Origin of the sequence: Aquabacter sp. (assembly GCF_965279295.1) — a bacterium.
Lineage (GTDB): Bacteria > Pseudomonadota > Alphaproteobacteria > Rhizobiales > Xanthobacteraceae > Aquabacter.
Map to the genome: position 1 here is coordinate 451,991 of NZ_CBDIHQ010000016.1, position 20,804 is coordinate 472,794.

At 65.8% G+C, this 20,804-nt stretch carries 18 protein-coding genes; 11 read left to right on the top strand and 7 right to left on the bottom strand.

The window, feature by feature from the left end:
- The first annotated feature begins 5 nt into the window (after positions 1 to 5).
- Together ADADO0_RS14545 and cobT are read left to right on the top strand one after the other, a co-directional pair.
- Positions 6 to 3,209 (top strand): efflux RND transporter permease subunit, encoded by a 3,204-nt coding sequence (locus ADADO0_RS14545; protein ID WP_511305870.1) that lies wholly within the window; start codon positions 6 to 8, stop codon positions 3,207 to 3,209.
- A 77-nt stretch (positions 3,210 to 3,286) separates the two neighbouring features.
- A complete protein-coding gene (gene cobT / locus ADADO0_RS14550) occupies positions 3,287 to 4,312 on the top strand; it encodes a nicotinate-nucleotide--dimethylbenzimidazole phosphoribosyltransferase (protein ID WP_511305871.1) in 1,026 nt (341 codons plus the stop codon).
- Here cobT and ADADO0_RS14555 read toward each other — a convergent pair.
- Together ADADO0_RS14555 and gph are read right to left on the bottom strand one after the other, a co-directional pair.
- Positions 4,298 to 5,353 carry a sensor histidine kinase gene (locus ADADO0_RS14555; protein ID WP_511305872.1) on the bottom strand — a complete coding sequence of 352 codons (1,056 nt, stop codon included), beginning with the start codon at positions 5,351 to 5,353 and terminating at the stop codon, positions 4,298 to 4,300. The two genes, cobT and ADADO0_RS14555, sit on opposite strands and share 15 nt — an antisense overlap.
- Before the next feature lie 124 nt (positions 5,354 to 5,477).
- Positions 5,478 to 6,167: a phosphoglycolate phosphatase gene (gene gph, locus ADADO0_RS14560; RefSeq protein ID WP_511305873.1), complete on the bottom strand. Its 690-nt coding sequence runs from the start codon at positions 6,165 to 6,167 to the stop codon at positions 5,478 to 5,480.
- A 130-nt stretch (positions 6,168 to 6,297) separates the two neighbouring features.
- On the opposite strand from gph, the gene ADADO0_RS14565 reads away from it, so the two are divergent.
- From ADADO0_RS14565 to ADADO0_RS14575, 3 genes are all read left to right on the top strand, one after another.
- Complete coding sequence (locus ADADO0_RS14565; RefSeq protein ID WP_511305874.1) at positions 6,298 to 6,735, top strand: hypothetical protein; 438 nt, start codon at positions 6,298 to 6,300, stop codon at positions 6,733 to 6,735.
- Positions 6,736 to 6,806: 71 nt separating this feature from the next.
- On the top strand, positions 6,807 to 7,511 hold the full coding sequence (gene rpiA, locus ADADO0_RS14570; RefSeq protein WP_511305875.1) for a ribose-5-phosphate isomerase RpiA: 705 nt from the start codon (positions 6,807 to 6,809) through the stop codon (positions 7,509 to 7,511).
- A gap of 52 nt (positions 7,512 to 7,563) precedes the next feature.
- Positions 7,564 to 8,103, top strand: a complete 540-nt coding sequence (locus tag ADADO0_RS14575; RefSeq protein ID WP_511305876.1) for a DUF2059 domain-containing protein — start codon at positions 7,564 to 7,566, stop codon at positions 8,101 to 8,103.
- A 33-nt stretch (positions 8,104 to 8,136) separates the two neighbouring features.
- On the opposite strand, the gene ADADO0_RS14580 is transcribed toward ADADO0_RS14575, so the two are convergent.
- Entirely contained in the window at positions 8,137 to 10,446 is a 2,310-nt protein-coding gene (locus ADADO0_RS14580; protein ID WP_511305877.1) for a glycosyltransferase family 2 protein, read from the bottom strand.
- A gap of 47 nt (positions 10,447 to 10,493) precedes the next feature.
- Between ADADO0_RS14580 and gor the strand changes: the two genes are divergently transcribed.
- Together gor and ADADO0_RS14590 are read left to right on the top strand one after the other, a co-directional pair.
- Positions 10,494 to 11,855 carry a glutathione-disulfide reductase gene (gene gor, locus ADADO0_RS14585; RefSeq protein ID WP_511305878.1) on the top strand — a complete coding sequence of 454 codons (1,362 nt, stop codon included), beginning with the start codon at positions 10,494 to 10,496 and terminating at the stop codon, positions 11,853 to 11,855.
- 87 nt (positions 11,856 to 11,942) lie between these two features.
- The gene (locus tag ADADO0_RS14590) at positions 11,943 to 12,233 is read left to right on the top strand and encodes a hypothetical protein (RefSeq protein ID WP_511305879.1); all 291 of its coding nucleotides are present in this window, start codon (positions 11,943 to 11,945) and stop codon (positions 12,231 to 12,233) included.
- Between the two features lie 39 nt (positions 12,234 to 12,272).
- On the opposite strand, the gene ADADO0_RS14595 is transcribed toward ADADO0_RS14590, so the two are convergent.
- On the bottom strand, positions 12,273 to 13,508 hold the full coding sequence (locus ADADO0_RS14595) for a multidrug effflux MFS transporter (protein WP_511305880.1): 1,236 nt from the start codon (positions 13,506 to 13,508) through the stop codon (positions 12,273 to 12,275).
- A 408-nt stretch (positions 13,509 to 13,916) separates the two neighbouring features.
- Positions 13,917 to 16,064 (bottom strand): lytic transglycosylase domain-containing protein, encoded by a 2,148-nt coding sequence (locus tag ADADO0_RS14600; protein ID WP_511305881.1) that lies wholly within the window; start codon positions 16,062 to 16,064, stop codon positions 13,917 to 13,919.
- A 355-nt stretch (positions 16,065 to 16,419) separates the two neighbouring features.
- Here ADADO0_RS14600 and dapA point away from each other — a divergent pair, with 355 nt between their 5' ends.
- From dapA to ADADO0_RS14620, 4 genes are all read left to right on the top strand, one after another.
- Positions 16,420 to 17,319, top strand: coding sequence for a 4-hydroxy-tetrahydrodipicolinate synthase (gene dapA, locus ADADO0_RS14605; protein WP_511305882.1), 900 nt, complete (start codon positions 16,420 to 16,422; stop codon positions 17,317 to 17,319).
- Positions 17,320 to 17,354: 35 nt separating this feature from the next.
- Positions 17,355 to 17,834, top strand: coding sequence for an SsrA-binding protein SmpB (smpB, locus tag ADADO0_RS14610; protein WP_511305883.1), 480 nt, complete (start codon positions 17,355 to 17,357; stop codon positions 17,832 to 17,834).
- Positions 17,835 to 17,903: 69 nt separating this feature from the next.
- Positions 17,904 to 18,881 carry an NADPH:quinone reductase gene (locus tag ADADO0_RS14615; RefSeq protein WP_511305884.1) on the top strand — a complete coding sequence of 326 codons (978 nt, stop codon included), beginning with the start codon at positions 17,904 to 17,906 and terminating at the stop codon, positions 18,879 to 18,881.
- 52 nt (positions 18,882 to 18,933) lie between these two features.
- On the top strand, positions 18,934 to 19,521 hold the full coding sequence (locus ADADO0_RS14620; protein ID WP_511305885.1) for a peroxiredoxin: 588 nt from the start codon (positions 18,934 to 18,936) through the stop codon (positions 19,519 to 19,521).
- Here ADADO0_RS14620 and ADADO0_RS14625 read toward each other — a convergent pair.
- On the bottom strand, positions 19,506 to 20,138 hold the full coding sequence (locus ADADO0_RS14625) for a uracil-DNA glycosylase (RefSeq protein ID WP_511305886.1): 633 nt from the start codon (positions 20,136 to 20,138) through the stop codon (positions 19,506 to 19,508). The genes ADADO0_RS14620 and ADADO0_RS14625 overlap by 16 nt on opposite strands.
- Positions 20,139 to 20,142: 4 nt before the next feature.
- A complete protein-coding gene (locus ADADO0_RS14630; RefSeq protein WP_511305887.1) occupies positions 20,143 to 20,745 on the bottom strand; it encodes a LabA-like NYN domain-containing protein in 603 nt (200 codons plus the stop codon).
- Between the last annotated feature and the right edge of the window lie 59 nt (positions 20,746 to 20,804).

Here is a 20,804-nt window from a genome sequence, read left to right on the forward strand (position 1 = left end):
GCACCATGCGTCTCTCTCATTTCTTCATCGACCGCCCGATCTTCGCCTGGGTTGTCTCCATCGTCATCCTGATCCTCGGCGGCATTTCTTATCTCCGCCTGCCGGTCGCGCAGTATCCTGAGATCGCGCCGCCGGTCATCAACGTGACCGGCCAGTATCCCGGCGCCAGCGCCGAGACGGTCGCCGACACCGTGGTCGCGCCCATCGAGCAGCAGATCAACGGCGTGGAGGGGATGCTTTATGTATCCTCGAACTCCACCGCCGACGGCCGGTTCTCGATCGCCGTCACCTTCGACCTCGGCACCAATCTGGATATCGCCCAGGTGCAGGTGCAGAACCGTGTGGCCACAGCGCAGCCGCGCCTGCCGCAGGAAGTCCAGCAGGTCGGCGTCGTCACCGCGAAGTCCTCACCCGATCTGATGATGGTGGTGAGCCTCTATTCGCCGGACGGCTCGCGCGATCCGCTGTTCATCTCCAATGTGGCCAACGTCCAGATCAAGGATGTGCTGTCCCGCATCGATGGCGTCGGCTCGATCACCGTGTTCGGCGGCCGCGACTATGCCATGCAGGTCTGGCTCGACCCGACGCGGCTCCAGACCCTGAACCTGACGGCCGGAGACGTGATCGCAGCGCTGAAGGCGCAGAACGTCCAGGTGGCGTCCGGCATCCTCAACCAGCCACCCGTGAAGGACCAGCGCGCGTTCCAGGTGGCGGTGCGCACCCTGGGGCGTCTTAGCGATCCCGCGCAGTTCGAGAATGTCGTCATCAAGCAGACCGAGACGGCGCTGGTGCGGCTGAAGGACGTGGCGCGCGTTGAAATCTCGGCGCAGGACTATTCCTCCACCTCCTATCTCGACAAGGACCTGTCGATTTCTCTGGGCGTGTTCCAGCGTCCGGGCTCGAACGCGCTCGCCACCGGCAACGCGGTGGTGGCTGCCATGGAGCAACTCGGCAAGGAACTGCCGCCGGGCGTGAAGTACGCGATCTATTACAACCCCACGCAATTCATCCAGCAGTCGGTCGAAGCGGTCATTCACACCATCTTCGAAGCCGTCATCCTGGTGGTGATCGTGGTGATCCTGTTCCTCCAGACCTGGCGCGCCGCGATCATTCCCATCGTCGCGATCCCGATCTCGCTGGTGGGTACCTTCTTCTTCATGTCGCTGTTCGGCTTCTCGCTGAACAACCTGTCGTTGTTCGGACTCGTGCTCGCCATCGGCATCGTGGTCGACGACGCTATCGTCGTGGTTGAGAACGTGGAGCGAAACATCGAGGCGGGCATGTCGCCGCGCGATGCCGCTTACCGAACCATGGACGAGGTGGGCGGGGCGCTGATCGCCATCTCGCTCGTGCTGGCGTCGGTGTTCATCCCGAGCGCCTTCATCACCGGCATTTCGGGCCAGTTCTACCGGCAGTTCGCGCTCACCATCGCCGGTTCCACCATCATCTCCCTGCTGGTGTCGCTGACGCTGTCGCCCGCCATGTGCGCGCTGCTGTTGAAGCCCCATCGCACCGGCCACAAGGTGCCGTGGTATGCCCGGCCGGTTACCGGCTTCTTCCGGCTTTTCAACCGGGGCTTCGAGGGGCTGGGCAACGGCTATGCCTGGCTCACCGGCCGTCTCGTGCGCATCGTCGCCTTGATGCTGATCGTGTATGCGGGCGTGGTGGCTTTCGGCGGCTATCTGTTCGTGACCACGCCACAGGGCTTCATTCCGCAGCAGGATCGCGGCTACCTCATCGTCGTTGCCCAATTGCCGCCCGGCGCCTCGATGCAGCGCACGGAAGCGGTGATGCAGCGCGCCGCCGACCAGGTTTTGGGCACGCCCGGCGTCGGTCATATCGTCAATATCGCCGGCTTTTCTGGTGCAACCTTCACCAATGCGCCCAATGCCGGCGCGATGTTCGTCATCCTTGAACCGTTCAGCGAGCGCGGCGGCGATCCCACCCGGACCGCGACCGCCGTGCAGGGCCAGTTGTTCCGCAAGCTCGCCTCGATCCAGGAGGCTCTGCTGATCGTCGTGCAGCCGCCGCCGGTGAACGGCATCGGCAATGCCGGCGGCTTCCGCATGATGGTGGAAGATCGGGGAGGGGCGGGATATCCCGCGCTCCAGGGCGCGGTTTACGCCATGATGGGCGCCGCCGCGCAGACCCCGGGGCTGATGCAGGTCTACTCCCTGTTCGAGACCTCGACGCCGCAGATGTTTCTCGATATCGACCGTGCCAAGGCGCAGTTGCTCAAGGTGGACATGGCGAATGTCTTCGGCGCGCTACAGACCTATATCGGCTCAAGCTATGTGAACGATTTCAACCTGTTCACCCGCACATTCCGTGTGCAGGTGCAGGCTGATGCCGCGTTCCGCATGGACCCGAACGATATCCTGCAAATCCGGGTGCGCAATTCCACCGGCGAGACGGTGCCGATCGGCTCCTTCGCGACGATCAAGGACCTCACCGGCCCCTACCGCGTGCCGCGCTACAACCTGTATCCCGCCGCCGAATTGGACGGTAGCCCGGCCGCCGGTTACTCGCAGGGGCAGGCAATGCAGATCATGCAGGGTCTTGCCGCACGCATTCTGCCACAGGGCTTCGCCTATGAATGGACCGCGCTCGCCTATCAGCAGCAGCGGGCCGGCAACACCGCCATCTTCGCCTTCGTGCTTGGCGTGGTGTTCGTGTTCCTCGTGCTGGCGGCACAATATGAGAGTTTGACGCTGCCTCTGGCGGTCATCCTCATCGTGCCGATGTGCCTGGTCGCGGCGCTTGTCGGCGTGCTGATGCGAGGTCAGGATAACAACATCCTGACCCAGGTGGGCTTCATCGTGCTCATTGGCCTGGCCGCCAAAAACGCCATCCTGATCGTCGAGTTCGCCAAGCAACTGGAAGACCAGGGGCAGGGCAGGCAGGCGGCGGCGGTGGAGGCATCGCGGCTGCGCCTTCGGCCTATCATCATGACCTCGCTCGCCTTCATCCTCGGCGTGGCGCCACTGGTGTGGGCGATCGGCGCCGGCGCGGAATTGCGCCAGTCGCTCGGTACCACGGTGTTCTCAGGCATGATCGGCGTGACGCTGTTCGGCCTGATTTTCACACCGGTGTTCTACGTCTTCGCCCGCTGGCTCGCCTCGTTCGGGGAAAAGCGACGGGCACGGCGTGACGCCGCCGCGGGCGACGACCACACGCCCTCCGGCAACCATCCGGCGCCGGCGGAGTAGGGCGCTCCAAAACACGACCGTCATGGCCGGACATTTCCGGCGATGGCGGTCGTTGGCATTTTCCGAGACAGCGACCCATGCAGCCCACCGCCACCGGCCTTCCGTTCGACGACATCCGCCATCTCATCTCCACCATGCCAGGTCCGCATGATGTGGCGCGGGACGCGGCGCTTCACCGGCAGGGCCAGTTGCTCAAGCCGCCCGGCGCGCTGGGACGGCTGGAGGAGATCGCGCTCCACCTCGCGGCATGGCAGGGCCAGTCCTTGCCCACCGTCGACCGGCCGATGGTGGCGGTGTTCGCCGGCACCCATGGCGTGACCGAGCGCGGCGTCTCGCCCTATCCCGCCTCCGTGACCAAGGAGATGCTGGCGGCCTTCACCGCCGGCCGCGCGGCGGTCAACCAGATCTGCGCCACCTTCGATGCCGGGTTGCGGGTGTTCGATCTCGCCCTCGACATTCCCACCGGCGACATCACATGCGAGGCGGCGCTGGACGAGCGCGCCTGTGCCGCCACCATGGCGTTCGGCATGCAGGCGATCGCCGGCGGGGCCGATGTGCTGGTGCTCGGCGAGATGGGCATCGGCAACACCACGGTCGCCGCTGCCCTCTGCCATGGGCTCTATGGCGGGGTCGCTGAGGACTGGGTGGGCGCGGGCACCGGCGCCTCCGGTGATGTCCTGGCGCGCAAGATCGCAGCCGTGCGCGACGCGGTGGCGTTCCACCGGACCGGCCTGTCCGATCCGCTGGAAGTGCTGCGCCGTCTCGGTGGCCGGGAATTCGCCGCCATCGCCGGCGCCATCCTCTCGGCACGCCATGAGCGTGTCCCGGTCATTCTCGACGGCTATGTGGTGACGGCGGCCGCCGCCGTGCTGCACGCCCTTGAGCCGTCCGCCCTCGACCATTGTCTCGCCGGCCATGTCTCTGCCGAACAGGCGCATGGAAAGCTGCTGGAGCGGCTCGGCCTGAACCCGCTGCTCGATCTTGGGATGCGGCTCGGCGAAGGCTCGGGCGGCGCACTGGCCATCGGCATCATCAAAGCGGCCGTGGCCTGCCACAAGGGCATGGCGACCTTCGCGGAAGCCGGCGTTTCAGGCGCGGACTGAGTCTTCGCTGGTCGCGCTCGCGCGTGCCTCTGCCGGCGCCAATACCCGTGTGATCGGGAAGACAATGCTGGCCCGTGTGCCGCCGCCGGGCCGCGAGGCGAGCGTCAGGCAGGCCTCATGCAGATGGGCCAATCCCTGAACGATGGTAAGTCCCAGCCCGGCGCCCCGGCCGGTGGTGGGGTCCAGGGTGCTTTCCCGATGCCGCGCCGATAGGTCCAGCGGCAGTTCCGCCTCGCCCAGACCCGGCCCGGTATCCTCGACGGCCATGAACGGCGCGCCATATTCGTCGGCGCCGACAATGAGGCGAACCTCGCCGCCCTGGGGCGTGAATTTCACCGCGTTGGTCAAGAGGTTCAGCACCATCTGGCGCAACGCCCGCTCGTCCGCCCACACACGCGGCGCATCGCTTTGTGGGGCACACACAAGATTGATCGCGCGCCCAGCCGCCGCGAGGCGCATCATGTGCGCGCAATCCTTTGCGAGATCGGCAAGCGGAACCGCGGTTTCGAGCAGGGCACGATGCCCGGTCTCGATGCGGGCCAGGTCCAGGATATCGTCCGCCAGCGCCAGCAGATGCCGCCCCGAGGCGTGGATGTCGCGGGCATAGTCACCATAGGTCGGTACCGAATGGGGCCCGAACACCTCGTGGCTCATCATCTCCGAGAATCCGATGACGGCGTTGAGCGGGGTGCGCAGTTCATGGCTCATTTCCGCGAGGAAACGCGATTTTGCCGCGCTTTCCGCCTCGCTTCTGGCGACCACCGTGCGGGCATGGCGGCTTTCGTCTTCTGCCGTCCGATCCATCTTGTGGAGCAGCGGCAGCAAAGCGAGGACGGCCCCGCCTGCGCCGGCCGCGATGCCGGCCAGGAGACCCAGGGCAGGTAAGGACAGTGCCAACGCCGTGCCGCCCAATGCGGCTGCGCCTGCCAATGCGAAGAGGCCGGCGTTGCGGAGCCAACCCACCCGGAATCCGCTCTCAAGTGCCGCCGCCGTGGAAACGGACGGGACACCGGGTGCGCCAGAGTGGAGGGGATACGTCATGGCCCTCAGCTTCCGCGCCCCCAGCGGCGAGTGAGTCTCGCCGCAAGGAGGTTCGATATGGACTCGTGCGCCAATAGGGTTAGCGAAAGGTTAACGCCGCAAACCCTTGCACCGACTCAATCCCTCACGAAACGGCCTGGGCCGCAAGCACCGCATCCACCGCCGCTTCCAGGGCGTCGAAATGGTCGATCACCCGGTCGGCGCCGAGTTGCTGCGCGGGGGTCTCGGTGTAGCCGAACGTCACCGCGACGGACGGCACGCCCGCGGCCTTGGCTGTCGCGATGTCGGTGGCGCTGTCGCCAACCATCACCGCGCGTGGCGCGACGCCACCGCTGGCCGAGATGGTGGAAAAGAGAGGTCGGGGATTGGGCTTGGCCACCCCATAGGTGTCCGCGCCCGTGATCGCGGCGAAACGGCGGGTGAGATCGAGCCGGTCCAGCAGAAGGCGTGCGAGGCGCTCGGTCTTGTTGGTGCACACGGCCAGGCGCATGCCGCGCGCCTCCAGAGCATCCAGCGCCCGGTCCAGGCCGGGAAAGGGGCGGGAGACGTCGGCGATGTGGGCTGCGTAATGCTCGATGAAACGCTTGGTCATGGCGTCCATCTCGGCCTGGGACGGCACAACGCCGGCCCGCTCCAGCGCCCGCACCAGCAACTGGCGCGCGCCCCCACCGATCATGTTGCGCGTGGCGTCCCGGTCCACCGGCGCAACATTGTATTCATTGAGGATGAAATCCAGCGTGTTGAGCAGGTCCGGGGCACTGTCCACCAGGGTGCCGTCGAGGTCGAAGACGATCACGAGCGGAGACGTGGGCATGCGGATCATCCTTTTTCACGGTCTGGCGCGTTTAGGCGTGGGCGCCGATATATGCCCTGCGCCCAGATGCCTACAATCCTGCCGCTTTTTCTGTCCAGCCTGTTTCTAACGGGTTGAACCTCACGGGAGCATGCTCATGGTCAACGGGTCGGGTCTGATGCGATGTATGGTTGGGTCGGCGGCCGTGGCGGGTGTCTTGTTTCCTGTGCTCGCGGCGGCACAGGACGCATCGCAGGGCGCCTATATGTTCAGCGCACCGCCGTCCGCCCAGGCCAATCGCGTCTATTCGGTCAACCGCAAGACCGGCGAGATGAATGCCTGCCAGTTCGAGCGGCCCGATAGCAGCCAAGTCGGCGTCACCCGCTGCTTCACGCGCGGCGAGGGTGCGGGCGCTGTGTCTGCTGGGAACTACCAGCTTGTCCCCGACGCAATATGGCGGCGAGACCGGTATTTTCCGGGTCAATATCGACACCGGCGAGATGAGCATCTGCTATGTGCGCGAACGTGCCGAAGACCGGCGGCGGGCGGCAATGAAGCCAAGATCCTTTGCACCCCTCCGGGCAAGTGAGGCCTGCCCGCCTTGCCGGGCGCCCCGAAGGACGTTAGCAACCCTCACCTTTTCCTCTGCGCGGGATGTCCATGTCAGACGCTGAAGCCCTGAAGCGGCAGGCTGCCGCCCGTGCGCTCGAATTCGTGACCGACGGCATGCGGCTCGGTCTCGGCACCGGCTCGACCGCGAAACATTTCGTGGATCTGCTGGCCGAGCGGGTGGCCGGCGGCCTCAAGGTGGTGGGCGTGCCGACCTCGGTTCGCACGCGCGATCAGGCCCTGTCTCTGGGTGTGCCGCTGGCGACGCTGGACGACGTTCCCGCGCTCGACCTGTGCATTGATGGCGCCGACGAAGTCGGGCCGGATCTCGCCCTGGTAAAGGGCGGCGGCGGGGCGCTTTTGCGCGAGAAGCTGGTGGCCAGCGCCGCGCGGGAGATGATCGTCATCGCCGATTCCAGCAAGCATGTTGATGTGCTTGGCCGCTTCCCGCTGCCGATCGAGGTGGTGGATTTCGGCCTGCCTGCCATGCTGCCCCGCATCGAAGCGGCCATCGCCCAGGCGGGATGCGTCGGCCCGCTGGCGCTGCGCCGCGACGCGGCCGGTGCGCCTTATGTGACCGACCAGGGAAATCTCATTCTCGATGCGCGCCTCGGGCGCATTCCCGATCCGATCCGTCTTGCAACTGCGCTGGACGCGGTGGTGGGTGTCGTGGAGCACGGCCTGTTCCTGGGTTTTGCCCGGCGGGTGGTTCTTGCCGATCCCAGCGGCATCCGGATCCTTGAGCGGGCCGGCTGAGGCTTCCCACCGGCCGCATCTCGATCTAGAACCATCCAAAATGGAGAACGCCATGCGCCGCTCGACCGCCAGCCGCCTTGCACTCGGGAGCGTCTTCCTGATGCTCGCTTTCGCTCCCGCCTCTGCCCAGCAGCCGCCGGCCATGGCCGCACCCGCGCCGGTGATTGCCGCCCCCAGCGCCGCTGCCGTGCAGGCTGCGCGCGACTTGGTGCTCGCCAATGGCGAGGCCGGCGCCTTCAACGGCGTTCTGCAGAATGTGGTGGATGGCGCGGCCATGGGCTTTCTCCAGACCAACCCTGACCTTGCCCCGCAGCTTCGCGATGTCGCCGTCGCCCTTCGTCCCGAATTCGAGAAGAAGCAGAGCGAAATCATCGACATCCTGGCGAATGCCTATGCCGGCCATTTCACCGAGGACGAGTTGAAGCAGGCTCTGGTCTTCTTCAAATCGCCTGTGGGCCAGAAGCTTGTCGCCGACCGTCCGGCCATCGTCCAGCAGGCCGTGCAGACGATGCAGCAGTGGGGCGCCCGGATTAACGCCGAGGCCATGGAGCGCATCCGCGCCGAAATGAAGAAGAAGGGCTACGACATCTGAGGCGTTCGCTTGCGCGGCTCACCCCTTGAAATTTCAGGGGTGAGTGCCGCCGTGCACCACCTCGTCGGTGCGCGGCTCACGGTCGCCATCGGGGGCCTGGGCCAGCGCCGCGTAGAGGCTGGTTCGGGAGAGGTTGGGATTATAGTGGGGGTCAACCAATTCCCTCACGCCCCACAAATCCTCCATCCGTCGCCGCTGCGCCTTCAGCCGATTGCGATGCGAACGCCTGCGGCGTCGGCCGCGCGAGGCTGATTCGTGATGCACCAGCAGAGCAAATGGCGTCCAGACCACCTCATAGCCGGCGCTGCGGGCTCTCAGGCACAGGTCGATATCGTTGCAGTCCTCAGCGAACCGCTCGGCATCCAGCCGGCCGATCTCGTTCCAGCAAGAGCGGCGGATCATCAGGCAGGCCCCGGTGACCGCGCTGACATTGTTACGGCAGACAAGGCGTCCGAACGGCCCTGGCGCATCCTCGGCCGCATGGGCGAACCCGTGGGCGGCATAGCGGAACAGGCCGACCAGCACGCCCGCATGCTGGATGGTGCGGTTGGGAAACAGCAGCTTGGCACCGACGATGCCGGTGCGCGGCTGCATCGCCAGCGCCACCATCTCGTCCAGCCACTCGCCTTCCACCACCTCGATATCGTTGTTCAGAAGGCAGATCAGCGCGCCCCTTGAGGCCGCGACGCCGGCATTGCAGATGCGCGGGTAGTTGAACGGACCATCGTCCCGAACCACACGGGTTTCTGGCCAACTCGCTTTGATCTCCTCGAACAATGCCTGCGTCTCCGGCTCGACCGAGCCGTTGTCGACGATGACGATCTCGAAGTTGCGATAATGGGTTACGCCGATCAGCGAGCGCAGCGCCATTCCCATCAGATCCGCCCGGTCGCGGGTCGGGATCACGATCGACACTAGCGGCGCCGGTTCCAGCATCGGAACGTGCGGACGAAGCCGCCCGTCGGGCCGGATCTCCACGGGCTGGCCCAGGACCTCCTCCAGAGCGCGCGCCGCTTGCTCGGCGTCAGGCGTTGTGCCGGGAATTTGCCCGGTCTCCGTGGCGCTGAAGGCAATCCGGGGGATATGGCGCACGATGGTCGAAGGCCCACTCTCCAGCGCCCGCAGGCGCAGATCATAGCCGGCGGCGGCGCCAAACGCGGGGCGCAGGCCACCCAGGCTATTCAGGAAGCCAGCGCGGAAGGCGACGATATCGCCGAGATAATCGCCCGCTCGCAGCAGATGGCGATTGAAGGCCGGCTTGAACACCCCGCCCATGGGCAGGCCACCCGCGTCGCACCGCTCCTCGTCGGTATAGACAACCTTGCAATCCGGGTGAGCGTCGAAAGCGGCGCGGATCATCGCCACCGCATCGCGGGTCGGGCGCCCTGTGGTTGGCAGGTAAGCGACCAGTCCGCCGTCCACAGCCCCCCCGTCCACAGCCCCCAGGACCGCGTTCAACGCGGCGGCGCCTGATGCGTCCGTCGCCAGCAGGCGGACGCGGGCCTCAGTGGCGAGATGCGCGCGCGCCCATGTGGCGAGGGGTGTGGGGGCGTCGGGCGGCAGGGCGATGATCCAGAGCCACTCGGGATCGGTTTGGCCTTTGAGCGCCGCGAGGCGCGCCTCTGCGTCCTGCGCTGGACCTTCAAGGAGGCTCAGAAACGTCAGCGCGAGGTCTGCCCGCGGGGCGATGACGGTTCGGAAATCCTCGACATAGGACGCGCGGTAGCGACGGTATTCGATCGCCTGTTCTTCGTTGCGGGCGCTTGAGCCCTCCAGGGCGACCGCATGGATCCCCCGGAGTTCGCGGGCCGCCGCCCCCGCAACCGACCAGCGGCGATGGAGTGGCAGGCCGGGAAAAGCACCGCTCAGGAAAGCGTGCAACTTCAGCCCGACCTTGCTGCGCGGGAAAATGCCCACCCTCAGCCGCCCCGGTGCGCGCACCGCAATGGCGGCGGTGCCGCGTGGAATGAAGGCGGCGATCAGCGGGCCGGTTACATCGCTCTGGCTGAGAACGCGCCCGCCGTGGCTGAGGCATTGAAGTGTCGCATGAAGCGGGCTGTCGCCGGGCGAACCGTCGGCCTGCACCAGTTCCATGGGCAGGAGATAGCCCTCCCAGGCGAGCCTGAGTTTCAGCAGAAGAGGCAGGTGAAAGCGTGGTGCGCCGTCCACCGGCGTGCCATCCCGCAGCCAGAACGGGGAGATCTCCCAGGGCGGAAACTGCGCATCCTGGGGGGGCGGGGTGTCGGTCCTGGTGCCTCGGGCCATGCTCGCGTTGAAGCATTCCCGGCTGCATCCCGCAAGTCGCGGCAACGCAAGGCGCTCGGCGCGCTTGACGCGGGCCATCTACGGCGCTTGAACCTGTGCGACCCGTAGACGCGTGAGGCGATGTTATGTCCGAAACCGAGGTGGATCTGTTCGTGATCGGTGGCGGCTCCGCCGGCGTTCGTGCTTCGCGCATCGCGGCGCGGCATGGGGCGAAGGTGATGATGGCGGAGGAATACCGGGTCGGCGGCACCTGCGTGATCCGCGGCTGCGTGCCGAAGAAGCTGTTTGTCTACGCCTCCCGCTTCGCCCATGACCTTGAAGACATGGCGGGATTCGGCTGGAGCGTGGAGGGCGCCTCGTTCGACTGGCCGACCTTGATCGCCAATAAGGACCGGGAAATCGCCCGACTGGAATCCATCTACCGCGCCAACGCCCAGGCGGCGGGGGCGCAGATCGTCAATTCCCGCGCGGTCGTCGAGGGTCCCAATTCCGTTCGAATCCTTGCCACCGGCGAGGTGGTGAAGGCGAAATACATCCTGGTCGCGACCGGCGCCCATCCTGCGCTGGGGCCGGACATTCCCGGTTGTCGGCTGGCGATTACCTCCAACGAAGCCTTTCATCTCAATGCTTTACCCAAGCGCGTCCTGGTCCAGGGCGGCGGATACATCGCGGTGGAATTTGCCGGAATGTTCCGCGCGCTCGGCTGCGAGGTGGCGCTGGTGCAGCGGGCGGACGTGATCCTGCGCGGCTTCGACGACGAGGTGCGCAGCCATCTCGCGGCTGAGATGGAACGCTCTGGAATCAAGATGTTATGCGGTCGGACGCTCTCCTCGATCGAGGAGGTGGCTGGCGGCAAGCGGGTGGTCTTGTCCGACGGCACCGAGCTTGAGGTGGACGAGGTGCTGCTCGCCATCGGCCGGATTCCCAACACCCGCGACCTCGGGCTCGAGGCAGCCGGTGTGGAACTGGACGAGATCGGCGCGGTCAAGGTGAGTGTGGATTCGCGCACCAATGTGCCCTCGATCTACGCGGTTGGCGACGTCACCAACCGGGTTAATCTGACCCCGGTCGCGATACGTGAAGGTCATGCGGTGGCCGACACCCTGTTCGGCGGCAAGCCGTGGGTCGTCGACCATTCGCTGATCGCGACGGCGGTATTCTCCGAACCTGAGGTCGGGGTGGTGGGTCTCTCGGAGGCGGCCGCGCGCAAGCAGGGTCGGGCGCTGGATATCTACAAGACCTCGTTCCGGCCGCTCAAGGCGACGCTCTCGGGCCGTCAGTCGCGGGTGTTCATGAAGCTGGTGGTGGAGCAGGTCACCGATAAGGTGCTCGGGGTCCACATCGTCGGGCCGGATGCCGGCGAGATGATCCAGCTTGCCGCCGTGGCGGTGGGAATGGGCGCGACCAAGGCGGACTTCGACCGCACGGTGGCGGTGCATCCGACCTCGGCGGAAGAACTCGTCACCCTGCGCGAAAAGGCCGCGTAGGCCCTTCTTCAGTTGATTTTCCCGGTGGTTGCGCCATCGACAGGGGCGGCGATCAGCGCCGCTTCTCATCATCTTCCGGAGGCCCCCGTGCGGACCCATCTCCTGGTGCTTGCCAGCCTTCTCGCGACGCTCTCAGGTGCCGTGGCCGATCCCATCGTCCCGGCCCAGGAGAAGGCCGGATCGCTCATGAAATATCAGGCGCTGGTGACCCAGGACCGCCGCGCGACACTGGAAGCCTTCACCGGAAAGTCGATGAAGAACGCCACGGTGTTTGAGAACCTTGACGCCTGCACCCTGCGCCAAACCACCGAGGACGGCGCCTCGTCCATGCGGGTCTCCAAGGCGATCGCCGGCTGCGTCAAAGAACTCGGCATCTGAGGATGGAGCAGCGCCGCGCCATCTCCGGCGGGTGCCGCTTCAGGCCGCGAACAGGCGGCCCTTCTCCGACCACAGCACGATAAGGATGGCCAACGCCCCCAGCACGAAATAGCCCATGCTGAGGGGCAGGACCGTGCCGTCGAACGTCCGCCCCACCAGCATGCCGAGCCCTGCGGCCAGCAGGGTGGTGTAGAAGCCGATGAAGGACGATGCGGTGCCTGCCACCGCGCCCAGCGGCTCCATGGCTATGGAGTTAAAGTTGGGCACCGTGAGCGCGAACAGCGCCTGGGACAGGGCCAGAAGCCCGCAGTAGAGGACGATCGGCGGCGGCCCGTCGAACGCCAGCGCCGCCACCACCTGGGCGAGGCCCATAAGCGTGAAGCCGATCATGCCGAAATGCGACAGCCGGCGCATGCCGACGCGCCGCACCAGCTTGGCATTGATGAAGGACGCCAGCGCCATCACGCCAGCCACTACGGCGAACACCACCGGAAACAGCAGGCCGAGATGGTAGATGCCGTTCTCGAAGGTCTGCTGGCACACGGCGATATAGGCCATCAGGCAGCTCATCATGAGCCCGACGGCGGTGGAATAGCCGAATGCCCGGCGGTTTGTGACCGTCAGGCGCATAGCGGCGAAGATGGCCTTCATGGAAAACGGCACGCGGAATTCCGGGTGCAGGGTCTCCGGCATGCGCAGACCAAACCAGATGGAAAGGATCAGGCACAGCGTCAGCATGGCGCCGAAGATCATGTGCCATTCGCCGAGGAAGAGGATGCCGCTGCCGATGCTGGGCGCGATCACCGGGATGATCAGGAACACCATCATGCTGAAGGACATGACCCGCGCCATGTCGCGCCCCTGGAAGCGGTCGCGCACGATGGCGACCGCAAGCACGCGTGCGGCGGCGGAGCCGAGACCTTGGATCGCCCGCGCCACGAGCAGCATTGTGAAGCTGTCCGCCAGCATCGCGATCACGCAGCCGGCGGCATAGATGACGAGGCCTGCCATCAGCGCCTTCTTGCGGCCGATGACATCGGAGATCGTTCCGAACACGATCTGCATCACGCCGAAGCCGACCATGTAGGCGGTGACGACAAGCTGGAGGTTGTTGGGCTCGGCGACGCGGAAATACGCGCCGATGTGACTGAAGGCGGGCAGCAGATTATCGATAGAAAAGGCCGTGATGCCCATCATCAGGGCAATGATGGCGACAAATTCCGTAAAGCCCGGCGCGGCGGCTGCCGTCTGCCCGGACCGATTTTTGAAGATCATGAGTGAAAGCTCAAAGACGCCCGCGCGCGGCGGCGGGCCGGAAACGTCCCCGCCTTCTAGACCCTGCATCCCGAGATTTGAAGGCCCTTCACCGCCGCAGCGCCTCAATTTGCCGGCACCGCGCGATGTCTTTGGGTGAGGTCTGTCCTGGGGAGAGGCTTGTCTCGAGCATAAGAGTGCATAGCGCGAGCAAGCGGGCGAGGGGGGCGGAGTGCGCTGTCTCGTCGATGCACCGCCGTGTTCAAGCCGGCATCGCGGATGGGTTGAAGCGCCTTCGGCGGTCCCTTGCGTTGGACCCCGGCTCGGCGCTCCGGCTGCACCGTCGCTTGGCCGGGGAAAGGCGATCAGGGAACCCGCCAGGGAACGGCCAGGAAAGCCGCGCCAGGGAACAACGCCCGAACGTCAACCTCAGCGCGCAGCCACCGGGGTGGGGCGGTTGATACCGAAGCGGACCTGGTAGACGTTGTAGTTCTCGACCACCCGCTGGACGTAATTGCGGGTCTCGGAGAACGGGATGCACTCCACCCAGTCCACCGGATCCACGTCCTTGTCGCGCGGGTCGCCGTAGCGGGCGAACCATTTGCGGACGCTGCCGCGCCCGGCGTTGTAAGCGGCGAACACGAGGACGGGGTTGCCGCCGTAGTTTTCCACCAGTTCGCCAAGCTCGGCAGCACCGAACTGCACATTATAGGACTGGTCCGTCATGAGACGGGATTCGCTGTAGGTGGCGCCGGTCTGCTTGGCGACCTCGCGGCCTGCCGCCGGTGTCACCTGCATCAACCCCATCGCCTGAGCGCTGGACAGGGTGCGCGGATTGAACTGGCTTTCCTGCCGGGCCACCGCATAGATCATCGCCTTATCCACCGGGTTGCCGATGGAGGTGTAGCTGGGAAGCCCGAACGTGGGGAAAGCGGCGGCATCAAGGGGATGGCCCTCGAACACGCTTTCCTTGCCCACCACCAGCGCGCCGCGTGCATCACTGTTGGCTTCCGCGAGTTGTGCCAGCAAGGCAAGGTGCCCGCTGTCCTCCATGCGCCACGCCATGTCGTAATAGATGGTCATCGTGGTGTCGCGGTCGCCGATGGCATAGAGCAGCTTGATGGCGCGAACCGCCTCGATCCGGTCGAACGTGCCGCGCTGGCTGGCCGTGTCGGGTGCCCGGCGCAGCGCGACGGGCGACTGGCCCATGCGGACGCGGGCGAGTTGGCCGTAATAGGTGGTGGAGAAGCGCCCCGCCGATTCATAGCGGGCGCGGGCGGTCCCGGTGTCGCCCATGGCTTCCGCGGCGCGGCCCTGCCAATAGCCGGCGCGCGACAGGGTGATGGGGTTGGTCTGTTCGTCCGCGATATGGGCGAAATGAGCCATGGCAGTGCGCGGCTCGTTGAGGAAGCGCAGCGCGATCCAGCCGGCGGTGAAATGGGACTCGGCCCGGTAATTGTCCGCCGTCGGCGTCGCCGCGTCGGCCGCCACCTTATAGGCCAGCCGGCCATTGCCATCGTCGATCAGTTCACGCGCCACCAGGCGACGCTCGATCCACCATTCGTCGGTGTCCACCTGCGCGGCCGGCTTGTCGGAGGCTGAAAGCAGGGCCTGCGCGGCCTCCGCCGGCTTGTTGGCCCGCCGCAGCAACTGCGACTTGGCGAACAGATAGGCTGGGTCATTGTTGAGCGCGAACGGGACATCGGCCAGCAGCTTCTGCCCGTCTGGGTCCTTGCGGGCGATGGCGAGACGCGCGCGGGTCAGAGCGACCACGTCCGAGCCGGCGCGCGCTGCGGCACGCATGGCGCGGTCGGTATCCGGCTTGTAGCTGAACTTGTCGGCCCGCGCCTTGTGGTCGGCGCGCGAGAGCAGCGTGCCGAACTGGGTCATCACCGCCTGTTCGGTGCTCTCGGACAGGTCGTCGCTGCGCCAGGCGTCGCGCACCAGAGCGGCAGTCATCTCGCGGTCGCCGGAGGCGGCGAAAGCGCGCGCTAGCGCGATCTTGCCGGGGCCGGTCAACGGGGCCTGGTCGCCGAAGAAGTCGCGCACCACGGAGGGCGAACGGTTCTCCGCAAACAGCACCGCCTCGGCCTTCTTGCGAAGGGTCGTCTGGGTCGGCCAGCCGGGCTTGTCGCGCATGAAGGCGACGATGCCGTCGAAGCCCAGATCATTGGCCGCGTTGCGGATCACCAGCCAGGTCACGAGCGAGCGCGCCACCGGGTCGTCCAACTGCTGGGCCGCGGAGAGGGCGTCCCGGCCCTTGCCGCTCTTGGCCAGCGAGACGGCGGAGCGCAGCGCGGACAGGTCGCCGGTGAGCGCCGGGCCGGGAGCGGCGGAAAGTGTCGGGGCAGGGCCCTTGGAGACAGCTTTGGGCGCCGGCTTGGCGGCGGGCTTGGCAGCCGCCTTCTTGTCCGGTGTCTTCGACTTGCTGTCGGTGGCCTTGGCATTTGCGGGCTTGGAGGAGGATGCCGTCTTCGCCTTGCTATCGGCGGTATCGGTGGCCGCCGAAGCCGGTACGGCGCAGGCAAGGGCAATCGCCAATGCGGTGCGGGAGATCAGGCTGGTGGCAGACGGCATTCCGGGTCCTCGTGCCAATGGGAAGCTGGTTCGTTGCTATTTGTCGTTCACCTGAATTGACGAAACCCTAAGGCCGGTCGAATTCAGCTGAGAACGGCACCGCCGTTTATCTCTCGCGCAAGGTATTTTTACTGTTTTCTGGTGGACGCCGCGCGCCCTTAACTCAAGCGTGGCCTTGGTTTCCCGTACGATCACGCTCTATTGAGCGATCACATCCAAAACGGGCGAAAGCAGGGCCGGCTTCCTATCTTTGCAAAGCGGCACTCTTCCCGCCGGGGCCGCAACAGTTTATTTGATGCGGTCCGCCGGGGTGTCATCGTTCCGGCGCAACGCGAATCAAAGCAAGGCATAGGTCATGTCCACCCCCACGTCCCTGGACCGCTTTCGGGGCTCCTTCACTGCCCTCGTCACGCCCTTCCGCGACGGGGCGCTGGATGAGAAAGCCTTTCGTGGCCTGGTGGACTGGCAGATCGCTGAAGGCACGCACGGGCTGGTTCCGGTTGGCACCACCGGTGAAAGCCCGACGCTGAGCCATGACGAGCACCACCAGGTGATCGAGTGGTGCGTCGATCAGGCGGCGGGCCGTGTACCTGTCATCGCCGGCGCCGGCTCGAACAATACCGCCGAGGCGGTGGGCTTCGCTAAGCACGCCGAGCGCGTCGGCGCCGACGCCGTGCTGGTGGTGACGCCCTATTACAACAAGCCGACCCAGGAAGGGCTCTACCAGCACTTCAAGGCGATTTCCGAGGCCATGAGCCTGCCGATCTTCATCTACAACATCCCGAGCCGCTCGGTGATCGATATGTCGGTGGAGACCATGTCCCGGCTCTATGAACTGGACAATATCGTCGGCGTGAAGGATGCGACCGCGAACCTCGCACGGGTTTCGCTTCAGCGTCAGGCGCTGGGGTCGGATTTCATCCAGCTTTCGGGCGAGGATGCCACCGCGCTCGGGTTCAACGCCCATGGCGGCATCGGCTGCATCTCGGTGACGGCGAATGTTGCGCCGCGCCTGTGCTCGGAGTTCCAGACCGCGTGCCTCGCCGGGGACTATGTCACCGCGCTGAAGCTCCAGGAAAAGCTGCTGCCGCTGCACACCTCGCTGTTCGTGGAAACCAATCCGGTTCCCACCAAGTTTGCCCTTGCGACCCTCGGCAAGATCGCCGAGGACGCGCGCCTGCCCATGGTGCCCGTCTCCGAAACCACGCGCGCCGTGGTGCGGCGCGCCATGGTGCATGCGGGCCTCATCAACTGAAGGCATGCGGGGCGGCTTCGCCCTGCCGGTGAGAGATGACCGAGAAAAAGAAAAAGGAACTGCCGCGCAAAGTGGTCGCCGACAATCGGCGGGCGCGGTTCGACTATGAGTTGGGCGAGATATTCGAGGCCGGCATCGTCCTGACCGGGACGGAGGTGAAAAGCCTGCGTTCCGGGCGGGCGACGGTGGGCGAAAGCTATGCCGCCGCCAAATCCGGGGAGATGTGGCTCTACAACGCCTTCATCCCGGAATATCTCGAAGCCAACCGCTTCAACCACGAGACCCGCCGGCCGCGCAAACTGCTGCTCAAGAAGCGCCAGATCGGCAAGCTCGCGAACGCGGTAGAGCGCGAGGGCATGACCCTGGTCGCAACCAAGATCTATTTCAACGAGCAGGGCCGCGCCAAGGTCGAACTCGCCATCGGCAAGGGCCGCAAGAGCCACGACAAGCGCGAGGCCGTGAAGGAACGCGACTGGTCGCGCGACAAGGCGCGGTTGATGCGGGATCGCGGATAGGCCTTCACAGCGTTGCGCAGCTAAGCGGGGAGTGCTCTACCGGTAGCAACAAGACCGGTGGAGGAAACCATGCGCGCGGCGTTCTATACCAGCCAGGGTGCGGCTCGGGATGTGCTTCAGATCGGCGAATTGCCGAGCCCTCAGCCCGGTCCCGGCGAGGTGCGCGTCAGGCTCGCAGTGAGCGGCGCCAATCCCTCCGACTGGAAACAGCGCAAGGGCGGCTTCCGCGCGATGCCGGCGCCGCTGATCATTCCCCATAGCGACGGCGCCGGCGTGATCGACGCCATCGGCTCCGGCGTGTCGCCGACGCGCCTGGGCGAGCGGGTTTGGACCTGGAACGCCCAATGGAAGCGGGCCTTTGGCACCGCCGCCGAATTCATCGCCCTCCCGTCCGCCCAGGCAGTGGCGTTGCCTGACGATGTGAGCTTCGAGGTAGGCGCCTGCCTCGGCATTCCCGTCTTCACGGCGCTCCAGGCGGTGCGCACGGCCAATCCCCATGCCGGCGACACGGTGCTTATCGCCGCCGGCGCCGGCTCTGTCGGCCATTATGCGATCCAACTCGCCAAGCGCCGCGGCGCGCGGGTGCTGACCACTGTGAGCGGCGAGGAGAAGGCGGCGCATGCGCTTTCCGCCGGTGCGGATGCCGTCATCAATTACCGCACCGAAGATGTCGGCGAGCGGGTCCGCGAACTGGCCCCGGACGGGGTGGATGGCGTGATCGAGATGGATCTCACCCGCAACGTCGCCTACTACCCGCGCATCCTCAAGCCGCACGCCACCTGCGCGGTCTACGGCATGTCGGCGAACCAGAGCACGCTGCCGAGCCTCGCGCTGATGAGCCTGAACATCCGCCTGATCTTCATGTTCATCTACGAACTCACCCCAGCCGATCGCGCCGCCGGCCTTGCGGAAATCACCGAGCTTCTGAAGGCGGACGCGCTGACCCACACCATCGCCCGCCGCATGCCCCTGGCTGAGATTGCGCAGGCCCACGAACTGATCGAGCAGGCGGCGGTGCTTGGAAACATCGTGCTCGACGTGGCGTGAGACATCGGGCGTTGCCGGGCAGGGGGGTATCGGGCACAGTTGGCGCACACAAATGTCGATTGGAAGCCAAGCCGTGAACGACTGGACGCAGTTGCCCGACGATCTCCCGATCCCGCAGGACGATGGCGCGTGCGCCCATCTGCCGGGCCTCGAACTGCCTATCGTCCGGCTTCCGTCGACCGAGGGGCATATGGTGGACCTGTCCGCGCTCTCCGGGCGTGTGGTGGTCTATTGCTATCCCCGTTCGGGCGAGCCCGGCGTGCCCAATCCCGATGGGTGGGATGAGATTCCCGGCGCGCGCGGCTGCACCCCGCAATCCTGCGCCTTCCGCGACCATCATGCCGACCTCACCGCGCACGGCGTGTCCCATGTGTTCGGCGTCTCCACCCAGACAACCGAGTATCAGAAAGAACTGGCTGACCGGCTGCATCTGCCGTTCCCGCTTCTGTCCGATCACGCGCTGAACTTCGCCAACATGATCGGCCTGCCGACCTTCACGGTGGATGGCATGGTGCTCCTGAAGCGCCTGACGCTGGTCATCGAGGACGGCTGCGTCAGCCACGTCTTCTATCCCGTCTTCCCGCCGCACGAGAACGCGGCCAACGTGCTGAGCTTCGTTCAGCGTCACGCCGCCAGATAGGCGCGGACCGAGGCGAACACCGACCGGAACATCTGCGGCGTGAGAACGCCGGTGTTGGTGTTGTAGCGGGAGCAGTGATAGCTCGAAAACACCTCGTAAGGCCCAACCGAGGCGCGCGCGCCGTGTCCGAATTTCACATGGGCCGGCCGCGCGCCCAGCGCCGTGACGGTCGAATCATGGCCGATCTTGCCGAGTGTCACGATGGCGCGCAGATTCGGCATGGCGGCAATGGCCGAGGAGAGGAAGCCCCGACACGTGCGGATTTCCAGCGGTGTCGGCTTGTTCTCCGGCGGCACGCAGCGCACCGCATTGACGATGCGCGTATCCCGTAGCGTCAGCCCGTCGTCGGGCCGCGCTTCATACCGGCCTTCGGCGAAGCCGTATTCGATGAGGGTGGCGTAGAGCAGGTCGCCGGCATAATCGCCGGTGAACGGACGCCCGGTGCGGTTGGCGCCTCGCAACCCCGGCGCCAGCCCGACGATCAACAGCCGCGCGTCGCGCGGGCCGAAGCCGGGTACCGGCGCGTTGAACCAGCCCGGCTCCGCGGCGCGCCAAGCGTCGCGGAAGTCGGCGAGACGCGGGCAGAGCGGGCATTGCGACCCGGGTTCATGCTCCACGGGTTCAGGCTTCGGGGGTGGTATCGGGCGCTCCACGCCGCTCCAGGAAGCGCGGGGTCTCGGACATGCGGCCGGCGCGCTCGGAGGGGTCGCGGCCGATCTTGCCCTGCAATTCCACGAGGTCGATGAACACGTCCGCTTGCCGGCGCAGGTCGTCGGAGATCAGCGGCGGTTGCGTGGAGATGGTGGAAACAACGCTGACGCGCATGCCCTTGCGCTGGAGCGCCTCGACCACGCAGCGGAAGTCGCCATCGCCCGAGAACAGGACGATATGGTCCACATGCCCCGCCAATTCCATGGCGTCCACGGCAATCTCGATGTCCATATTGCCCCTCACGCGCCGACGCCCCTGGGAGTCGGTGAATTCGCGGGCAAGCTTGGTCACTACCGAGTAACCATTATAATCCAGCCAGTCGAGAAGCGGCCGGATGGACGAATATTCCTGATCTTCGATCAAGGTTGTGTAGTAGAAGGCGCGAAGAAGATATCCGCGAGACTGGAATTCCTTCAGCAGTCTCTTGTAGTCGATATCAAATCCTAGGGCCTTCGTGGCCGAGTACAGATTCGCTCCATCTATGAGGAGCGCAATTTTTTCAGTTCCGATCATTCACCCGGCCCGCAACTGGAAGCTGTTCATTGTGTGGAAAGACTTTAAAGTGCCGCCCC

What these genes read in the sequence shown, in the direction of transcription:
- ADADO0_RS14545 (WP_511305870.1), top strand. Translation starts at nt 6, where the DNA reads ATGCGTCTCTCTCATTTCTTCATCGACCGCCCGATCTTCGCCTGGGTT.
- cobT (WP_511305871.1), top strand. Translation starts at nt 3,287, where the DNA reads ATGCAGCCCACCGCCACCGGCCTTCCGTTCGACGACATCCGCCATCTC.
- ADADO0_RS14555 (WP_511305872.1), bottom strand. Translation starts at nt 5,353, where the DNA reads ATGACGTATCCCCTCCACTCTGGCGCACCCGGTGTCCCGTCCGTTTCC.
- gph (WP_511305873.1), bottom strand. Translation starts at nt 6,167, where the DNA reads ATGCCCACGTCTCCGCTCGTGATCGTCTTCGACCTCGACGGCACCCTG.
- ADADO0_RS14565 (WP_511305874.1), top strand. Translation starts at nt 6,298, where the DNA reads ATGCTCATGGTCAACGGGTCGGGTCTGATGCGATGTATGGTTGGGTCG.
- rpiA (WP_511305875.1), top strand. Translation starts at nt 6,807, where the DNA reads ATGTCAGACGCTGAAGCCCTGAAGCGGCAGGCTGCCGCCCGTGCGCTC.
- ADADO0_RS14575 (WP_511305876.1), top strand. Translation starts at nt 7,564, where the DNA reads ATGCGCCGCTCGACCGCCAGCCGCCTTGCACTCGGGAGCGTCTTCCTG.
- ADADO0_RS14580 (WP_511305877.1), bottom strand. Translation starts at nt 10,446, where the DNA reads ATGGCCCGCGTCAAGCGCGCCGAGCGCCTTGCGTTGCCGCGACTTGCG.
- gor (WP_511305878.1), top strand. Translation starts at nt 10,494, where the DNA reads ATGTCCGAAACCGAGGTGGATCTGTTCGTGATCGGTGGCGGCTCCGCC.
- ADADO0_RS14595 (WP_511305880.1), bottom strand. Translation starts at nt 13,508, where the DNA reads ATGATCTTCAAAAATCGGTCCGGGCAGACGGCAGCCGCCGCGCCGGGC.
- ADADO0_RS14600 (WP_511305881.1), bottom strand. Translation starts at nt 16,064, where the DNA reads ATGCCGTCTGCCACCAGCCTGATCTCCCGCACCGCATTGGCGATTGCC.
- dapA (WP_511305882.1), top strand. Translation starts at nt 16,420, where the DNA reads ATGTCCACCCCCACGTCCCTGGACCGCTTTCGGGGCTCCTTCACTGCC.
- smpB (WP_511305883.1), top strand. Translation starts at nt 17,355, where the DNA reads ATGACCGAGAAAAAGAAAAAGGAACTGCCGCGCAAAGTGGTCGCCGAC.
- ADADO0_RS14615 (WP_511305884.1), top strand. Translation starts at nt 17,904, where the DNA reads ATGCGCGCGGCGTTCTATACCAGCCAGGGTGCGGCTCGGGATGTGCTT.
- ADADO0_RS14620 (WP_511305885.1), top strand. Translation starts at nt 18,934, where the DNA reads ATGTCGATTGGAAGCCAAGCCGTGAACGACTGGACGCAGTTGCCCGAC.
- ADADO0_RS14630 (WP_511305887.1), bottom strand. Translation starts at nt 20,745, where the DNA reads ATGATCGGAACTGAAAAAATTGCGCTCCTCATAGATGGAGCGAATCTG.